This is a genomic window from Endozoicomonas sp. 2B-B, from assembly GCF_053470045.1.
The window spans coordinates 5,504,091-5,521,618 of sequence record NZ_JBLZMU010000001.1 but is presented as its reverse complement, the minus strand read 5'-3'; the positions used below and the strand labels follow the sequence as shown (position 1 = coordinate 5,521,618).

Here is a 17,528-nt window from a genome sequence, read left to right as displayed (position 1 = left end):
CACAGAAGCTGATTTTATTAGCCGGGATCTATGAGACGCTCACAACAAAAAAAAGCTGCCTGCTCGATAGTCCGATCACTGCTTGTGCTAGTGACGATGTTGTTTGGAAATTCGCTGCAGGCATTGGAATTAGTCGGCTCAAGCCCGCTACCAGCTTATTTCCTGTATTCCAATAAGTTGGCTGAACCTGGACAGCCTGATCCTCTTCGAGGGTGTCACGAGTTGACTCCCTTCATTCCCGGCTTCATTCCCGCGAAGGCGGGAATCCACACTGACTCACCACCAGAACCATACTGCCCGGTGCCCCCCTGGCCTTGTCATCCCCGAGAAGGCAGGGATCTACCGTTGGAGCTGGATTCCCGCCTACGCGGGAATGACGACCTCGGAGCTATTCCTGATCCTGTCCAAACTTGTCTGCAGCAAAAAAAGCAACTGCTTATAATATTACAAATCAAACGACTATGGGCGATTATATCAGGCCAGACCACGCTGGCGCGGATTTTGTCAGACCGGATCATGGTGATTGAAGCTGATCTTCTTGATCTGGAAAGGTCAGACCCTGGCACGATTCAACCGGGGCTGGTTCAGACATGGTTGGCAGAGAATGGTCAGGAACTCAGAGTTTACCGTGAGATGGTTTCTGGCAAATATTCTGGCCGACAGGCGGGTAACGGGAAAAGGAATACAACCTCCCGAAAGACCAAAGCATCAACGACCGCAACAACAGGTCAGACCGGCCAGACAAGTGGACCTTCTGCCTGTAACAGGGGAACCGGTTCGACAGGCGCCAATGGTCGTGGAGGCGATGACCCACTAGAACCCTCAGCTGAGCAGAATACCGGAAATTCAGTTGTCGTTTGTTCGAAGTGTGACAAAGCACTGAATCCACAGGAATTAGGACGTGTCGCAAATCAGACAGCAGCTTCAGCGTTGTTGTGCAACAAGTGCCTGTCGGGCATTCAAGGTAACAAAAGGGTAAGACGAATCCGGGAAGAAACAGAACCGGATTCATCAGAACCCGCTCCGAAAAAAAAGAAGGGTCCGGGTAGAAAGAGAAATAATTCAACCGCTGTTGCTGAACCAGCGGCCAAAAAAAAGAAACCGCCAGACACTCAAATTCCCGATGATCCGTTAGGAAATATAAAAGCAAATATCAAGTACGAATTAAGTCAGGAAGAGCTGGAAAAAGTGCAAACCCTGGTGGCGGTATTCAAGAAAAAAAACATCACTGTAAAAAACACTTTTTATAAGCTGTCTGGTTTCGTAGATAGAGATTCTTTTAATGGCTTCTTCGATAATGCCGCTGCTTTTTTTGGGCACCTTTCTGAAAACGTCAAAAATACAGGCATGCTGACCAGCATGCTGAATAATAGCAAAAAACATATCCGCAGTTTTGCAGAGCGTAACCAGGATGAACTCGAATATTTAGCGAGTTTAGAGGTAGTGACTTCTTTCTCGTCCATGAATAATAGCAAAGGCGTGCCCACACATGAACAAGTGAAAGCAATACTGGGCTGGTCTGAATGGAAAGACAAAGATGGCGAGTTCAATATCGAACTGTTCCGCTCTTTCTCGTCCATGAATAATGGCCAAGGCTTACCCAAACATGAGGAAGTGAAAGAGATGCTGGGCTGGCCGGAGTGGAAAGACAAGGATGGCGAGTTCAGTATGGAGCTGTTCCGCGTCTTCTCGTCTATGAATAGCAGCAAGGGCATGATTAAACATGAGGAAGTGAAAGAGGTACTGGGCTGGCTGGAATGGAAAGACAAGGATGGCAAGTTCAATATGGAGCTGTTCCGTTCCTTCTCATCCATGAATCATAACAAAGGCATCATCAAACATAAGCAAGTGAAAGAGGTGCTGGCCTGGTCGGAATGGAAAGGCAGGGATGGCGAGTTCAGTATTGAGCTATTCCGCTCCTTCTCATCTATGAATCATGGCAAAGGCATGATTAAACATGAGCAAGTTAAAGAGGTGCTGGGCTGGCTGGAATGGAAAGACAAGGATGGCAAGTTCAATATGGAGCTGTTCCGCTCCATCTCATCCATGAACAATAGTAAAGGCGTGCCCACACATGAGCATGTGAAAGAGGTGCTGGGCTGGCCGGAATGGAAAGACAAGGATGGCGAGTTCAATATGGAACTGTTCCGTTCCTTCTCGTCTATGAGCAATCGTAGAGGCATCCTCAAACATGAGCAATTGAAAGAGCTGCTGGGCTGGCCGGAATGGAAGGACAAGAATGGCGAGTTCAACATTGAGTATTTCCGCTCCTTCTCATCCATGAACAATGGTAAAGGCATGCTCAAACATGAGCAAGTGACAAAGATGCTGGGCTGGCCGGAATGGAAAGACAAGGATGGCGAGTTCAATTTAGAGCTGTTCCGCTCCTTCTCATCCATGAGCAGTGGTAAAGGCGTGCCCACACATGAGCAAGTGAAAGAGGTGCTGGGCTGGCCGGAATGGAAAAACAAGGATGGCGAGTTCAATATCGAGCTGTTCCGCTCCTTCTCATCCATGCACAGAGGTAAAGGCATCCTCAAACATGAGCAAGTGAAAGAGGTGCTGGGCTGGCCGGAATGGAAAGACAAGGATGGCGAGTTCAATATGGAGCTGTTCCGCTCCTTCTCATCCATGAACAATGGTAAAGGCATGCTCAAACGAAAGGAAGTGAAAGAGGTGCTGAACTGGCCGGAATGGAAAAACAGGGATGGCGAGTTTAATACGAAGTTGCTCCGATCCTTCTCGTCAATGAATAGTGGCAAAGGCATGCTCAAACATGAGGAAGTGAAAGAGTTACTGGGCTGGCCGGAATGGAAGGACAAAGAAGGCGAGTTCAACATTGAGCTGTTTCGCTCCTTCTCATGCATTAACAATAGTAAAGGCGTGCCCAAAAAAAAGGAAGTGAAAGAGATTTTTGGTTGGCCTGAATGGAAGGACAAGGATGGTGAGTTCAGTATGGAGCTGTTCCGCTCCTTCTCATCCATGAATCATGGCAAAGGCGTGCTCAAACATGAGCAAGTGAAAGAGGTGCTGGGCTGGCCGGAATGGAAAGACAAGGATGGCGAGTTCAGTATTGAGCTATTCCGCTCCTTATCATCCATGAACAATGGTAAAGGCATGCTCAAACATGAGCAAGTGAAAGAGGTGCTGGGCTGGCCGGAATGGAAAGACAGGGATGGCGAGTTCAGTATGGAGCTGTTGCGCTCCTTCTCATCCATGAACAATGGTAAAGGCATCCTCAAGCATGAGCAAGTGAAAGAGGTGCTGAGCTGGCCGGAATGGAGGGACAAGGATGGCGAGTTCAATATGGAGCTGTTCTGCGCCTTCTCGTCCATGAATAGTGGCAAAGACATGCTCAAACAAAAGGAAGTGAAAGAGATGTTGGGCTGGCCGGAATGGAAAGGCAAGAATGGCGAGTTCAATATGGAGTTGTTCCGCGCCTTTTCATCCATGAATAATAACAGAGGTATGCTCAAACATGAAAAAGTGAAAGAGGTGCTCGGCTGGTCTGAGTGGAAACACAAGGGTGGCGAGCTCAATATGAAGCTGTTCCGCGTTTTCTCGTCTATGAATCATGGCCAAGGCTTGCCCAAGCATGATCCTGTGAAAAAAGTGCTGGACTGGATAGGTTGCTGCAGAGCGCCCAATCACAGGCTACTGCAAATCATGTCCAGGCTCTGGGTATCAACAGGGCTACCTGCTATCAAGATGCTGCAACACTGGGAAACACAACTGAAACAGTTACTGCTTACAGAACTTACCGGAGAACACAGCAACCCGGATAATGAAGGAGAGGATAAATACAATCGCCAGATAAAAACAGTTGCTCTTTATCTTTCCACCCCTAAGCCAGACTGGTCGCTAAAATGGAGGGTTTTAAAAGAGTTCTGCCAATTGCATAAAGAGACTAAAACGCTTCTGATGCTGGAATCATTGATAGGATTTTTATCTTCTTCTGGAGGGAAAAGCGTCAAACGCTACCTTCAGGCTAATCAACAGGATCAGCATTTTTTGTGGCGTCATTCAATAAAAGCCGTGCCTTTGCACATGTTAAATAGAGCAATGTTCCTGTGTTCTTCCGATGAAGGCAGGGAGCGTTTTGTCTTTTTTGCCAAGCGGCTGAAGTCATTGCCGGATAAAAGACTATGGGAGCAGTACTCAGCCCGGTTGCAACCCTTGTCGGCGGTGCTGAAACTCGACTCTATGCAAAGGCTCTATCTGGAAATTCTGCAACCCTTAACAAAAGATAATCAGCTGCGTTTTCTTGATGCCAGCCATGCTCAGGCTGTATTTGATCTGTTTCCCTCGTTGAGTGCCCTGCAAAAACTCAGCAAAGAGCATTCTTCCCATTGGTTGAAGAAGCTGCTTGAAGCCTGCCTGCAACTAAAAACCCATGACATCACCAAAGGAGGCATCCAGATACTGTTCGAAGCACTGCTCAAAACCCATAGTCTTCTACCTTGGGATAACGATATTCCCGATCACTTTCTGTCCGGGATGCGAACAACCGACAATAACCATGTTGAGATACCTGTCTCCGGACTTATCCAATCAGGAGAACAGTTGGCCCTGAGCTATATCTCTGTGTTGATGCAGAACCTCAATAAGATGTCTTTTACCGTCAAAGGTCAGTGGCTTGAGGTTGAAGTATCGGGTGATGATGTTCAGACCTATCGCTACCCAATGCCACAGCTGAAAATACAGAGTGAAAAAATGGCCATCAGCAACTGGTCAGAGGAGCAGTTCAGGACTTTTTTGAAAATCACCGGGATATCTGAACACTATTATTTGACTGCAGATCAATGGCAGAAACTGGATAACGTTCAATCCAGGCAAGCTGAAGCCTATCAGCCAGAGAATGAATTGGAACCACAAAAACAGGCGTTTGGCAGTTTATGGTTAAAGCTCAACCAGACAGAAATTTTTGGCACCGAAATACTGAATTTACTGGAGGAGTATGAGAGCGAAATGGAGCTTATGCATACAGCGACCCTCCTTAAAAAAGCCAGAATCGATAGCGCTACCCACATACTGGAAGCATGGAGGCAACGGGCGTACAACAAAATAGAACAGTTAAAAAAGCAAGACCCTTTATTATCCGATGTTGATCCTGATGTTTATCAGAGTTGTCAGGAACTGGAGCTGCTTGATGAATGCGGGAGTATTTTTTAAAAAGACTTTCGTCGTTTGATAAGGCTTCTAAATACAAACTGTCTGCCAACTCTGTTCATAGCAAGCTTGCCAGTGCGGTGCTATAAAATCTAGCGCAAACGTGAATCATCAGGCCTAAGCCGGATGACGTACGAATTTTTTCCACTAGCGAATGGATTCACAGAAGCTGATTTTATTAGCCGGGATCTATGAGACGCTCACAACAAAAAAAAGCTGCCTGCTCGATGGTCCGATCACTGCTTGTGCTAGTGACGATGTCGTTTGGGGATTCGCTGCATGCATTGGAATTAGTCGGCTCAAGCCCGCTACCAGCTCACTACCTGTATTCCAATAAGTTGACTGAACCTGGACAGCCCGATCCTCTTCGAGGGTGTCACGAGTTGACTCCCGTCATTCCCGGCTTCATTCTCGTCATTCCCGCGAAGGCGGGAATCCACAGTGACTCACCACCAGAACCATACTGCCCGGTGCCCCCCTGGCCTTGTCATCCCCGAGAAGGCAGGGATCCACCGTTGGCGCTGGATTCCCGCCTTCGCGGGAATGACGACCTCGGAGCTATTCCTGATCCTGTCCAAACTTGTCTGCAGCAAAAAAAGCAACTGCTTATAATATTACAAATCAAACGACTATGGGCCATTATGACAGGCCAAACCACGCTGGCCCGGATTTTGTCAGACCGGATCATGGTGATTGAAGCCGATCTTCTTGATCTGGGAAGGTCAGACCCTGGCACGATTCAACCGGGGCTGGTTCAGACATGGCTGGCAGAGAATGATCAGGAACTCAGAGTTTACCGTGAGATGGTTTCTGGCAAATATTCTGGCCGACAGACGGGTAACGGGAAAAAGAATTCATCCTCCCGAACGACCAAAGCATCACCGACCGCGACAATAGTTCAGACCGGCCAGGCAAGCGGATCTGCCGCCCGTATCAGGGGAACCGGTTCGACAGGCGCCAATGGTCGTGGAGGCGATGACCCACTGAAACCCTCAGCTGGGCAGGATGCCGGACATTCGCATGTAGCTTGTTCGAAGTGTGACAAGGCATTGAATCCGCAGGAGTTAGGACGTGTAGCAAATCAGACAGCAGCTTCAGCGTTGTTGTGCGAGAAGTGCCTGTCGGGCATTCAAGGTAACAAAAGGGTAAGACGAATCCGGGAAGAAGCAGAATCGAATTCACCAGAGCCCGCTCCGAAAAAAAAGAAAGGCCCGGGTAGAAAAAGAAATAATTCAACCGCTGTTGCTGAACCAGCGGCCAAAAAAAAGAAACTGCCAGACACTCAAATTCCCGGTGATCCGTTAGAAAAAATAAAAGCAAATATCAAGTACGAATTAAGTCAGGAAGAGCTGAAAAAAGTGCAAACCCTGATGGTGATATTCAAGAAAAAAAACATCACTGTAAAAAACACTTTTTATAAGCTGCTTGGTTTCGTAGATAGAGATTCTTTTAATGGCTTCTTCGATAATGCCATCGCTTTTTTTGGGCATCTTTCTGAAAACGTCAAAAATACAGGCATGCTGACCGGCATGCTGGGTAATAGAAAAAAACATATCCGTAGTTTCGCAGAACGTAGCCTGAGTGAACTCGAATATTTAGCAAGTTTGGATGTATTGAGTTCCTTCTCGTCCATGAATAATGGCAAAGGCGTGCCCACACATGAACAAGTGAAAGCAATACTGGGCTGGCCAGAATGGAAAGACAGGGATGGCGAGTTTAATACGAAGTTGTTCCGATCCTTCTCGTCAATGAATAGTGGCAAAGGCATACCCAAACATGAACAAGTGAAAGAGGTGCTGGGCTGGCCGGAATGGAAAGACAAGGATGGCGAGTTCAGTATGGAACTGTTCCGCTCCTTCTCATCCATGAACAGTGGCAAAGGCATGCTCAAACATGAGGAAGTGAAAGAGGTGCTGGCCTGGTCGGAATGGAAAGACAAGCATGGCGAGTTCAACATTGAGCTGTTCCGCTCCTTCACATCCATGCACAGTGGTAAAGGCATGCTCAAACAAGAGGAAGTGAATGAGGTGCTGGGCTGGCTGGAATGGAAAGACGAGGATGGCGAGTTCAGTATGGAGCTGTTCCGCTCCTTCTCATCCATGAACAATGGTAAAGGCATGCTCAAAAAAAAGGAAGTGAAAGAGGTGCTGGTCTGGCCGGAATGGAAGGACAAGTTTGGCGAGTTCAGTATGGAGCTGTTCCGCGCCTTCTCATCCATGAACAGTGGTAAAGGCATGCTCAAACAAAAGGAAGTGAAAGCGGTCTTGGGCTGGCCGGAATGGAAGGACAAGTTTGGCGAGTTCAGTATGGAGCTGTTCCGCGCCTTCTCGTCCATGAATAGCAGCAAGGGCATGATTAAACATGAGGAAGTCAAAGAGGTGCTGGGCTGGCTGGAATGGAAAGACAGGGATGGCGAGTTAAACATTGATCTGTTCCACTCTTTCTCATCCATGAACAATGGTAAAGGCGTGCTCACACATGAGCAAGTGAAAGAGGTGCTGGGTTGGCCGGAATGGAAAGATGAGGATGGCGAGTTCAGTATGGAGCTGTTCCGCTCCTTCTCATCCATGAACAGTGGCAAAGGCATGCTCAAACAAGAGGAAGTTAAAGAGGTGCTGAACTGGCCGGAATGGAAAGACAGGGAAGGCGAGTTTAATACGAAGTTGTTCCGATCCTTCTCGTCAATGAACAATGGCAAAGGCATGTTCAAACATGAGCAAGTGAAAGAGGTGCTGGGCTGGCCGGAATGGAAAGACAGGGATGGCGAGTTCAGTATGGAGCTGTTCCGCTCCTTCTCATCCATGAATAGTGGCAAAGGCATGCTCAAACAAAAGGAAGTGAAAGAGATGTTGGGTTGGCCTGAATGGAAGGACAAGCATGGCGAGTTCAGTATGGAGCTGTTCCGCTTTTTCTCATCCATGAATAGTAGGAAAGGTATGCTCAAACATGAGCAAGTGAAAGAGGAGCTGGGCTGGTCGGAGTGGAAAGACAAGGATGGCGAGTTCAGTATGGAGCTGTTCCGCTCCTTCTCATCTATGAATCATGGCAAAGGCACCCTCAAACAAGAGGAAGTGAAAGAGGTGCTGGGTTGGCCGGAATGGAAAGACAAAGATGGCGAGTTCAACATTGAGCTGTTCCGCGCCTTCTCGTCCATGAATAGCAGCAGGGGCATGATTAAACATGAGGAAGTGAAAGAGGTGCTGAGCTGGACGGAATGGAAAGACAAGGATGGCGAGTTCAGTATGGAGCTGTTCCGCGCCTTCTCATCCATGAACAGTGGTAAAGGCATGCTCAAACAAGAGGAAGTGAAAGAGGTGCTGGGCTGGCCGGAATGGAAAGACAAGGATGGCGAGTTCAGTATGGAGCTGTTCCGCGCCTTCTCATCTATGAATCATGGCAAAGGCATCCTCAAACAAGAGGAAGTGAAAGAGGTGCTGGGCTGGCCGGGATGGAAAGACAAGCATGGCGAGTTCAACATTGAGCTGTGCCGCGCATTCTCGTCCATGAATAGTAGGAAAGGGATGCTCAAACATGAGGAAGTGAAAGAGGTGTTGGGTTGGCCAGAATGGAAAGACAAGGATGGCGAGTTCAGTATGGAGCTGTTCCGTGCCTTTTCATCCATGAATAATGGCAGAGGTATGCTCAAACATGAGAAAGTGAAAGAGTTGCTCAGCTGGTCTGAATGGAAACGTAAGGGGGGCGAGCTCAATATGAAGCTGTTCCGTGTTTTCTCGTGCATGAATAACGGCCAAGGCTTGCCCAAACATGAGCCTGTGAAAAAAGTGCTGGACTGGATAGGTTGCCGGGGGGTAGGTTGCCGGGGGGCACCCAATCACAGGCTACTGCAAATCATGTCCAGGCTTTGGGTATCAGCAGGGCTACCTGCTATCAAGATGCTGCAACACTGGGAAAAAGAACTGAAACAGTTACTGCTTACAGAACTTACCGGAGAACATAGCAACCCGGATAATGAAGGAGGTGATAAATACAATCGCAACCTGGATGATGCAGAATACAAATACAATCGCCAGATAAAAACAGTCGCTCTTTATCTTTCCACCCCTAAGCCAGACTGGTCGCTAAAATGGACAGTTTTAAAACAGTTCTGCCGATACCATAAAGAGACTAAAACAGCTCTGATGCTGGAATCATTGATAGGACTTTTATCTTCTTCTGGAGGGAAAAGTGTCGAGCGCTACCTTCAGGCTAATCAACAGGATCAGCATTTTTTGTGGCGTCATTCAATGAAAGCGGTGCCTTTGCGGGTGTTAAATAGAGCAATGTTTCTGTTTTCTTCCGATGAAGACAGGGAGCGTTTTGTCTTTTTTGTCAAGCGGCTGAAGTCATTGCCGGATAAAAGACTATGGGAGCAATACTCAGCCCTGTTGCAACCCTTGTCGGCGGTGCTGAAACTCGAATATATGCAAGGGCTCTATCTGGAAATTCTGCAACCCTTAACAAAAGATGATCAGCTGCGTTTTCTGGATACCAGCCATGCCCGGGCTGTATTCAATCTGTTTCCCTCGTTGAGCGCCTTGCAAAAACTCAGCAAAGAGCATTCTACCCATTGGTTAAGCAAGCTGCTTGAAGCCTGCCTGCAACTAAGAACCCAAGACATTACCAAAGAAGGCATCCAGATACTGTTCGAAGCGCTGCTCAAAACCCATAGTCTGCTACCCTGGGATAACGCTATTCCCGATCACTTTCTGTTCGGGATGCGAACAACCGACAATAACCATGTTGAGATACCTGTCTCCGGACTTATCCAATCAGGAGAACAGTTGGCCCTGAGCTATATCTCTGTGTTGATGCAGAACCTTAATGAGATGTCTTTTACCGTCAAAGGTCAGTGGCTTGAGGTTGAAGTATCGGGTGATGATGTTCAGACCTATCGCTACCCAATGCCACAGCTGGAAATACAGGATGAAAAAATGGCCATCAGCAACTGGTCAGAGGAGCAGTTCAGGACTGTTTTGAAAATCACCAGGATATCTGAACACTATTATTTGACCGCAGATCAATGGCAGAAACTGGATAACGTTCAATCCAGGCAAGCTGAAGCCTATCAGCCAGAGAATGAATTGGAACCACAAAAACAGGTGTTCGGCAGTTTATGGTTAAAGCTCAATCAGACAGAAATCTTTGGCAGCGAAATACTGAATTTACTGGAGGAGTACGAGAGTGAAATGGAGCTTATGCATACAGTGACCCTCCTTAAAAAAGCCAGAATCGATAGCGCTACTCACATACTGGAAGAATGGCGGCAAAGGGCGTGCAGGAAAATAGAACAGTTAAAAAAGCAAGACCCTTTATTATCCGATGTTGATCCTGATGTTTATCAGGGTTGTCAGGAACTGGAGTTGCTTGATGAATGCGGGAGTATTTTCTAAAAAGACTTGTGTCGTCTGATAAGGCTTCTAAAAAAAACTGTCTGCCAACTCCATTTATGGAAAGCTCGCCAGTGCGGTGCTATAAAATCTAGCGCAAACGTGAATCATCAGGCCTAAGCCGGATGACGTGCGAATTTTTCCACTAGCGAATGGATTCACAGAAGCTGATTTTATTAGCCGGGATCTATGAGACGCTCACAACAAAAAAAAGCTGCCTGCTCGATGGTCCAATCACTGCTTGTGCTAGTGACGATGTTGTTTGGGGACTCGCTGCAGGCATTGGAATTAGTCGGCTCAAGCCCGCTACCAGTTCATTTCCTGTATTCCAATAAGTTGGCTGAACCTGAACAGCCCGATCCTCTTCGAGGGTGTCACGAGTTGACTCCCGTCATTCCCGTCATTCCCGGCTTCATTCTCGTCATTCCCGCGAAGGCGGGAATCCACACTGACTCACCACCAGAACCATACTGCCCGGTGCCCCCCTGGCCTTGTCATCCCCGAGAAGGCAGGGATCCACCGTTGGCGCTGGATTCCCGCCTTCGCGGGAATGACGACCTCAGCGCTATTCCTGATCCTGTCCAAGCTTGTCTGCAGCAAAAAAAGCAACTGCTTATAATATTACAAATCAAACGACTATGGGCCATTATGACAGGCCAAACCACGCTGGCCCGGATTTTGTCAGACCGGATCATGGTGATTGAAGCCGATCTTCTTGATCTGGGAAGGTCAGACCCTGGCACGATTCAACCGGGGCTGGTTCAGACATGGCTGGCAGAGAATGATCAGGAACTCAGAGTTTACCGTGAGATGGTTTCTGGCAAATATTCTGGCCGACAGACGGGTAACGGGAAAAAGAATTCATCCTCCCGAACGACCAAAGCATCACCGACCGCGACAATAGTTCAGACCGGCCAGACAAGCGGATCTGCCGCCCGTATCAGGGGAACCGCTTCGACAGGCGCCAATGGTCGTGGAGGCGATGACCCACTGAAACCCTCAGCTGGGCAGGATGCCGGACATTCGCATGTAGCTTGTTCGAAGTGTGACAAGGCATTGAATCCGCAGGAGTTAGGACATGTAGCAAATCAGACAGCAGCTTCAGCGTTGTTGTGCGACAAGTGCCTGTCGGGCATTCAAGGTAACAAAAGGGTAAGACGAATCCGGGAAGAAGCAGAATCGAATTCACCAGAGCCCGCTCCGAAAAAAAAGAAAGGCCCGGGTAGAAAAAGAAATAATTCAACAGCTGTTGCTGAACCAGCGGCCAAAAAAAAGAAACTGCCAGACACTCAAATTCCCGATGATCCGTTAGAAAAAATAAAAGCAAATATCAAGTACGAATTAAGTCAGGAAGAGCTGAAAAAAGTGCAAACCCTGATGGTGATATTCAAGAAAAAAAACATCACTGTAAAAAACACTTTTTATAAGCTGCTTGGTTTCGTAGATAGAGATTCTTTTAATGGTTTCTTCGATAATGCCGCCGCCTTTTTTGGGTACCTTTCTGAAAACTTCAAAAATACAGGCATGTTGACCGGCATGCTGGATAATAGCAAAAAACATATCCGTAGTTTTGCAGAGCGTAGCCAGGATGAACTCGAATATTTAGCGAGTTCAGATGTAGTGACTTCTTTCTCGTCCATGAATAATGGCAAAGGCGTGCCCACACATGAACAAGTGAAAGCAATACTGGGCTGGCCAGAATGGAAAGACAGGGATGGTGAGTTTAATACGAAGTTGTTCCGATCCTTCTCGTCTATGAATCATGCCAAAGGCATCCTCAAACATGAGCAAGTGAAAGAGGTGTTGGGCTGGCCGGAGTGGAAAGACAAGGATGGCGAGTTCAGTATGGAACTGTTCCGCGCCTTCTCATCCATGAACAGCGGTAAAGGCATGATTAAACATGAAGAAGTGAAAGAAGTGCTGGCCTGGTCGGAATGGAAAGACAAGGTTGGCGAGTTCAGTATTGAGCTATTCCGCGCCTTCTCATCCATGAACAGTGGTAAAGGCATGCTCAAACAAGAGGAAGTGAAAGCGATGTTGGGCTGGCCGGAATGGAAAGACAACGATGGCGAGTTCAGTATGGAGCTGTTCCGCGCCTTCTCATCCATGAACAATGGTAAAGGCGTGCTCAAAAAAAAGGAAGTGAAAAAGGTGCTGGGCTGGCCGGAATGGAAGGACAAGTTTGGCGAGTTCAGTATGGAGCTGTTCCGCGCCTTTTCATCCATGAATAGTGGCAAAGGCATGCTCAAACAAAAGGAAGTGAAAGCGGTGTTGGGCTGGTCGGCATGGAAGGACAAGGATGGCGAGTTCAGTATGGAGCTGTTCCGCTCCTTCTCATCTATGAATAGCAGCAAGGGCATGATTAAACATGAGGAAGTCAAGGAGGTGCTGGGCTGGCCAGAATGGAAGGACAAGGATGGCGAGTTCAGTATGGAGCTGTTCCGCGCCTTCTCGTCTATGAATAGCAGCAAGGGCATGATTAAACATGAGGAAGTCAAAGAGGTGCTGGGCTGGCCGGAATGGAAAGACAAGGATGGCGAGTTAAGCATTGAGCTGTTCCGCTCCTTCTCGTCTATGAATCATGGCAAAGGCATGCTCAAACATGAGCAAGTGAAAGAGGTGCTGGGTTGGCCGGAATGGAAAGATGAGGATGGCGAGTTCAGTATGGAGCTGTTCCGCTCCTTCTCATCCATGAACAGTGGCAAAGGCATGCTCAAACAAGAGGAAGTGAAAGAGGTGCTGAACTGGCCGGAATGGAAAGACAGGGATGGCGAGTTTAATACGAAGTTGTTCCGATCCTTCTCGTCAATGAACAATCGCAAAGGCATGCTCAAACATGAGCAAGTGAAAGAGGTGCTGGGCTGGCCTGAATGGAAGGACAAGGATGGCGAGTTCAGTATGGAGCTGTTCCGCGCCTTCTCATCCATGAACAATGGTAAAGGCGTGCTCAAAAAAAAAGAAGTGAAAGAGGTGATGGGCTGGCCGGAATGGAAGGACAAGGATGGCGAGTTCAGTATGGAGCTGTTCCGCGCCTTCTCATCTATGAATCATGGCAAAGGCATCCTAAAACAACAGGAAGTGAAAGAGGTGCTGGGCTGGCCGGAATGGAAAGACAAGTATGGCGAGTTCAACATTGAGCTGTTGCGCGCCTTCTCGTCCATGAATAGCAGCAAGGGATTGATTAAACACGAGGAAGTGAAAGAGGTGCTGGGCTGGCTGGAATGGAAAGACAAGTTTGGCGAGTTCAGTATGGAGCTGTTCCGCGCCTTCTCATCCATGAATAGTGGCAAAGGCATGCTCAAACAAAAGGAAGTGAAAGCGGTGTTGGCCTGGTCTGAATGGAAAGACAAGGATGGCGAGTTCATTATGGATCTGTTCCGTTCCTTCTCATCCATGAACAGTGGTAAAGGCATGCTCAAACATGAGCAAGTGAAAGAGATGTTGGGTTGGCCTGAATGGAAACACAAGGATGGCGAGTTCAATATGGAACTGTTCCGCGCCTTTTCATCCATGAACAATAGAAGAGGTATGCTCAAACATGAGAGCGTGAAGGAGGTGCTCGGCTGGCCTGAATGGAAACACAAGGGTGGCGAACTCAATATGAAGCTGCTCCGCGTTTTCTCCTCTATGAATCACGGCCAAGGCTTGCCCAAACATGAGCCTGTGAAAAAAGTGCTGGACTGGATAGGTTGCCGAGGGGCGCTCAATCACAGGCTACTGCAAATAATGCTCAGGCTCCTGGTATCAGAAGGGTTGCCTGCTATCAAGATGCTGCAACACTGGGAAACACAACTGAAACAGTTACTGCTTACAGAACTTACCGGAGAACACAGCAACCCGGATAATGAAGGAGATGACGAATACAATAGCGACTCAGATGATGAAGAGGACAAATGCAGTCGCCAGATAAAAACAGTCGCTCTTTATCTTTCCACCCCTAAGCCAGACTGGTCGCTAACATGGACAGTTTTAAAACAGTTCTGCCAATACCATAAAGAGACAAAAACGGTTCTGATGCTGGAATCATTGATAGGACTTTTATCTTCTTCTGGAGGGAAAAGCGTCAAACGTTACCTTCAGGCTAATCAACTGGATAAGCATTTTTTGTGGCGTCATTCAATGAAAGCCGTGCCTTTGCGCGTGTTAAACAGAGCAATGTTCCTGTGTTCTTCCGATGAAGACAGGGAGCGTTTTGTCTTTTTTGCCAAGCGGCTGAAGTCATTGCCGGATAAAGGACTATGGGAGCAGTACTCAGCCCGGTTGCAACCATTGTCGGCGGTGCTGAAACTCGAATATATGCAAGGGCTCTATCTGGAAATTCTGCAACCCTTAACAAAAGATGATCAGCTGCGTTTTCTGGATACCAGCCATGCCCGGGCTGTATTCAATCTGTTTCCCTCGTTGAGCGCCTTGCAAAAACTCAGCAAAGAGCATTCTACCCATTGGTTAAGCAAGCTGCTTGAAGCCTGCCTGCAACTAACAACCCATGACATTACCAAAGAAGGCATCCAGATACTGTTCGAAGCGCTGCTCAAAACCCATAGTCTGCTACCCTGGGATAACGATATTCCCGATCACTTTCTGTCCGGGATGCGAACAACCGACAATAACCATGTTGAGATACCTGTCACTGGACTTATCCCATCAGGAGAACAGTTAGCCCTGAGCTATATTGCTGTGTTGATGCAGAACCTCAATGAGATGTTTTTCACCGTCAAAGGGCAATGGCTTGAGGTTGAACTGCCAGGAGACGGAGTTCAAAACTACCGCTTTCCAATGCCACAGCTGGAAATACAGGATGAAAAAATGGTAATCAGCAACTGGTCAGAGGAACAGTTCAGGACTGTTTTGAAAATCACCGAGACGTCTGAACACTATTATGTGACAGCAGACCAATGGCAAAGGCGTTTAAATTCGGATGACCCGGTATACATCCAAAGACGCAAAGCCAGACTGACCGCAAACGGAGAGCCGGGAGCAAACGGTGCTGTTGAAGCAGCCTCCTTTAATCCGCTACCTGTTCATATTCTGGCTATTCTGGACGACAAACGAGAAAAGCAGGCCTTTGCCAGTTTATGGTTAAAGCTGAACCAGACAGAAATTTTTGGCACCGAAATACTGAATTTACTGGAGGAGTACGAGAATGAAATAGAGCTTATGCATACAGTGACCCTCCTTAAAAAAGCCAAAATCGATAGCGCTACCCACATACTGGAAGTATGGAGGCAACGGGCATGCAGCAAAATAGAGCGTTTAAAAAAGCAAGACCCTTTATTATCCGATGTTGATCCTGATGTTTATCAGAGTTGTCAGGAACTGGAGTTGCTTGATGGGTGTGGGAGTATTTTCTAAAAAAGATTTGTGTCGTTCTGGCAAACTGGGCCAGAAAGCTTTCTTGGAAAGAGGTTGCCAGCACTTTCGACACAGAAATGCGCCACAGATTTTGCTGACGAGGCTGAAATTGAGGAGCTCAGGCGAATACTGAAAGGTTGAATCCGTAGGTCATGCAGTGGTTGGGCAGTCATTATCTGACCGGATTTCGGTATAACCAATGGTGTAAGTCAGGTATTTTCTTTAGAATGCAGAGCCCCAGTTCCAACAGCTTATTTGAAAAGCCGTTGATTCCATTTCGGTGATGAGGTGATTTCATGGATATCATGGATCAAATTAAAGAGCAGATTGAAACACATGACATTCTGCTCTATATGAAAGGTTCTCCCAAGCTGCCTCAGTGCGGATTTTCCTCCAAAGCTGTGCAGGTTCTGATGGCTTGTGGCGAGCAGTTCGCATTCGTAGACATTCTGGCTAACCCGGAAATTCGTGCCAACCTGCCAAAATACGCCAACTGGCCAACCTTCCCGCAGCTCTGGATTAAGGGGGAGCTGGTGGGTGGCAGCGACATTTTGATCGAGATGTACAACAGCGGCGACCTTCAGAAGATGATCAAGGCTGCTGTCGGCAAAGAGGAAGGTGCTGAATAATTTCAGCCTTCTTCAAGGTGGGGAGGACAGAATCCTCCCGCCTAGTCTTCCTCACTCTGAGAGAGCAGATAATTTTCCATTCCCATGGTTTTGATACGGTACAGATGGACTTCCAGACTATCCATATGCTCTTCTTCCGCAGCCAGAATTTTTTCCAGTAACTGGCGTGAGCCGTAATCACCCACCTTTTCACAGACATTGATGGCATCCTTCAGAGGTGGAATCGCCTTCAACTCCTGTTGCAGGTCAGCTTCCAGAATGCCTTTAACGTCTGCGGCAATGATCGGCTTTTGCATGTATTTGAAGTCAGGCATGCCTTCCAGAAAAAGAATTCGCTCAATCAACCAGTCGGCATGCCACATCTCGTCAATGGATTCCTTATATATATACTGGCCGAGTTTGTTGACTCCCCAGTTCTTTAGCATTCGTGCGTGTAGAAAGTACTGATTAATGGCAGTCAGTTCATTCATAAGTACTTGATTCAGATGATCCAGAACACCTTTTTCGCCTTGCATAACAGGGGCTCCATACAGTCATGAATTAAAGGGGGCTTTCATTCCATTAACTATTTCCAGGGACTTTTTCCAGGAACTATTTCCAGGAACTATTTCCAGGAACTATTTCCAGGAACTATTTCCAGGAACTATTTCCAGGAGCTGTAGAATACTTCTCTCCAAAAAACTACAGGCACAGGAAGTATGGAGCCTCATCGGCTTCTGTCAAAGATAACTGTCTGAAAAACAATGAGAATATTTCTTATTAGCGTTATCGGTTGTGGTCGCTATCAAGTCTCAGAGGGGTATATTTTCCATCGCATGGGATGAGCGGATCACCGAAATAAATGGATTAGTCGACTTTGATAGATTTTATCTATCATTTGAAAGAGAAAATTTATAGATATTTGTGCAGGGGTTTATAGGCTAAGGCCGTTATCAGGTGTATCATGATGTCGCTTCAATGATTGCGATGACTGCAACGATTGCATGATCGC

General features: G+C 47.4%; 5 protein-coding genes. 4 read left to right on the top strand and 1 reads right to left on the bottom strand.

What is annotated here, in order from left to right; all coding sequences use genetic code 11:
* Positions 1–222: 222 nt before the first annotated feature.
* The 4 genes from ACOMHB_RS20615 (at position 223) to grxD (ending at position 16,537) form a co-directional block, all read left to right on the top strand.
* On the top strand, positions 223–5,172 hold the full coding sequence (locus ACOMHB_RS20615; protein WP_448218017.1) for a hypothetical protein: 4,950 nt from the start codon (positions 223–225) through the stop codon (positions 5,170–5,172).
* Between the two features lie 380 nt (positions 5,173–5,552).
* On the top strand, positions 5,553–10,559 hold the full coding sequence (locus ACOMHB_RS20610; RefSeq protein WP_448218016.1) for a hypothetical protein: 5,007 nt from the start codon (positions 5,553–5,555) through the stop codon (positions 10,557–10,559).
* Between the two features lie 378 nt (positions 10,560–10,937).
* Positions 10,938–15,908: a hypothetical protein gene (locus ACOMHB_RS20605; RefSeq protein ID WP_448218015.1), complete on the top strand. Its 4,971-nt coding sequence runs from the start codon at positions 10,938–10,940 to the stop codon at positions 15,906–15,908.
* 296 nt (positions 15,909–16,204) lie between these two features.
* Complete coding sequence (grxD, locus tag ACOMHB_RS20600; protein ID WP_422134994.1) at positions 16,205–16,537, top strand: Grx4 family monothiol glutaredoxin; 333 nt, start codon at positions 16,205–16,207, stop codon at positions 16,535–16,537.
* Positions 16,538–16,578: 41 nt separating this feature from the next.
* Here grxD and bfr read toward each other — a convergent pair whose 3' ends face one another.
* Positions 16,579–17,052, bottom strand: a complete 474-nt coding sequence (gene bfr, locus ACOMHB_RS20595) for a bacterioferritin (protein ID WP_448218014.1) — start codon at positions 17,050–17,052, stop codon at positions 16,579–16,581.
* Positions 17,053–17,528 lie beyond the last annotated feature (476 nt).

Excerpts from the sequence above, each read along its gene's own strand:
- bfr (WP_448218014.1), bottom strand. The coding sequence starts at position 17,052 with ATGCAAGGCGAAAAAGGTGTTCTGGATCATCTGAATCAAGTACTTATG.
- grxD (WP_422134994.1), top strand. The coding sequence starts at position 16,205 with ATGGATATCATGGATCAAATTAAAGAGCAGATTGAAACACATGACATT.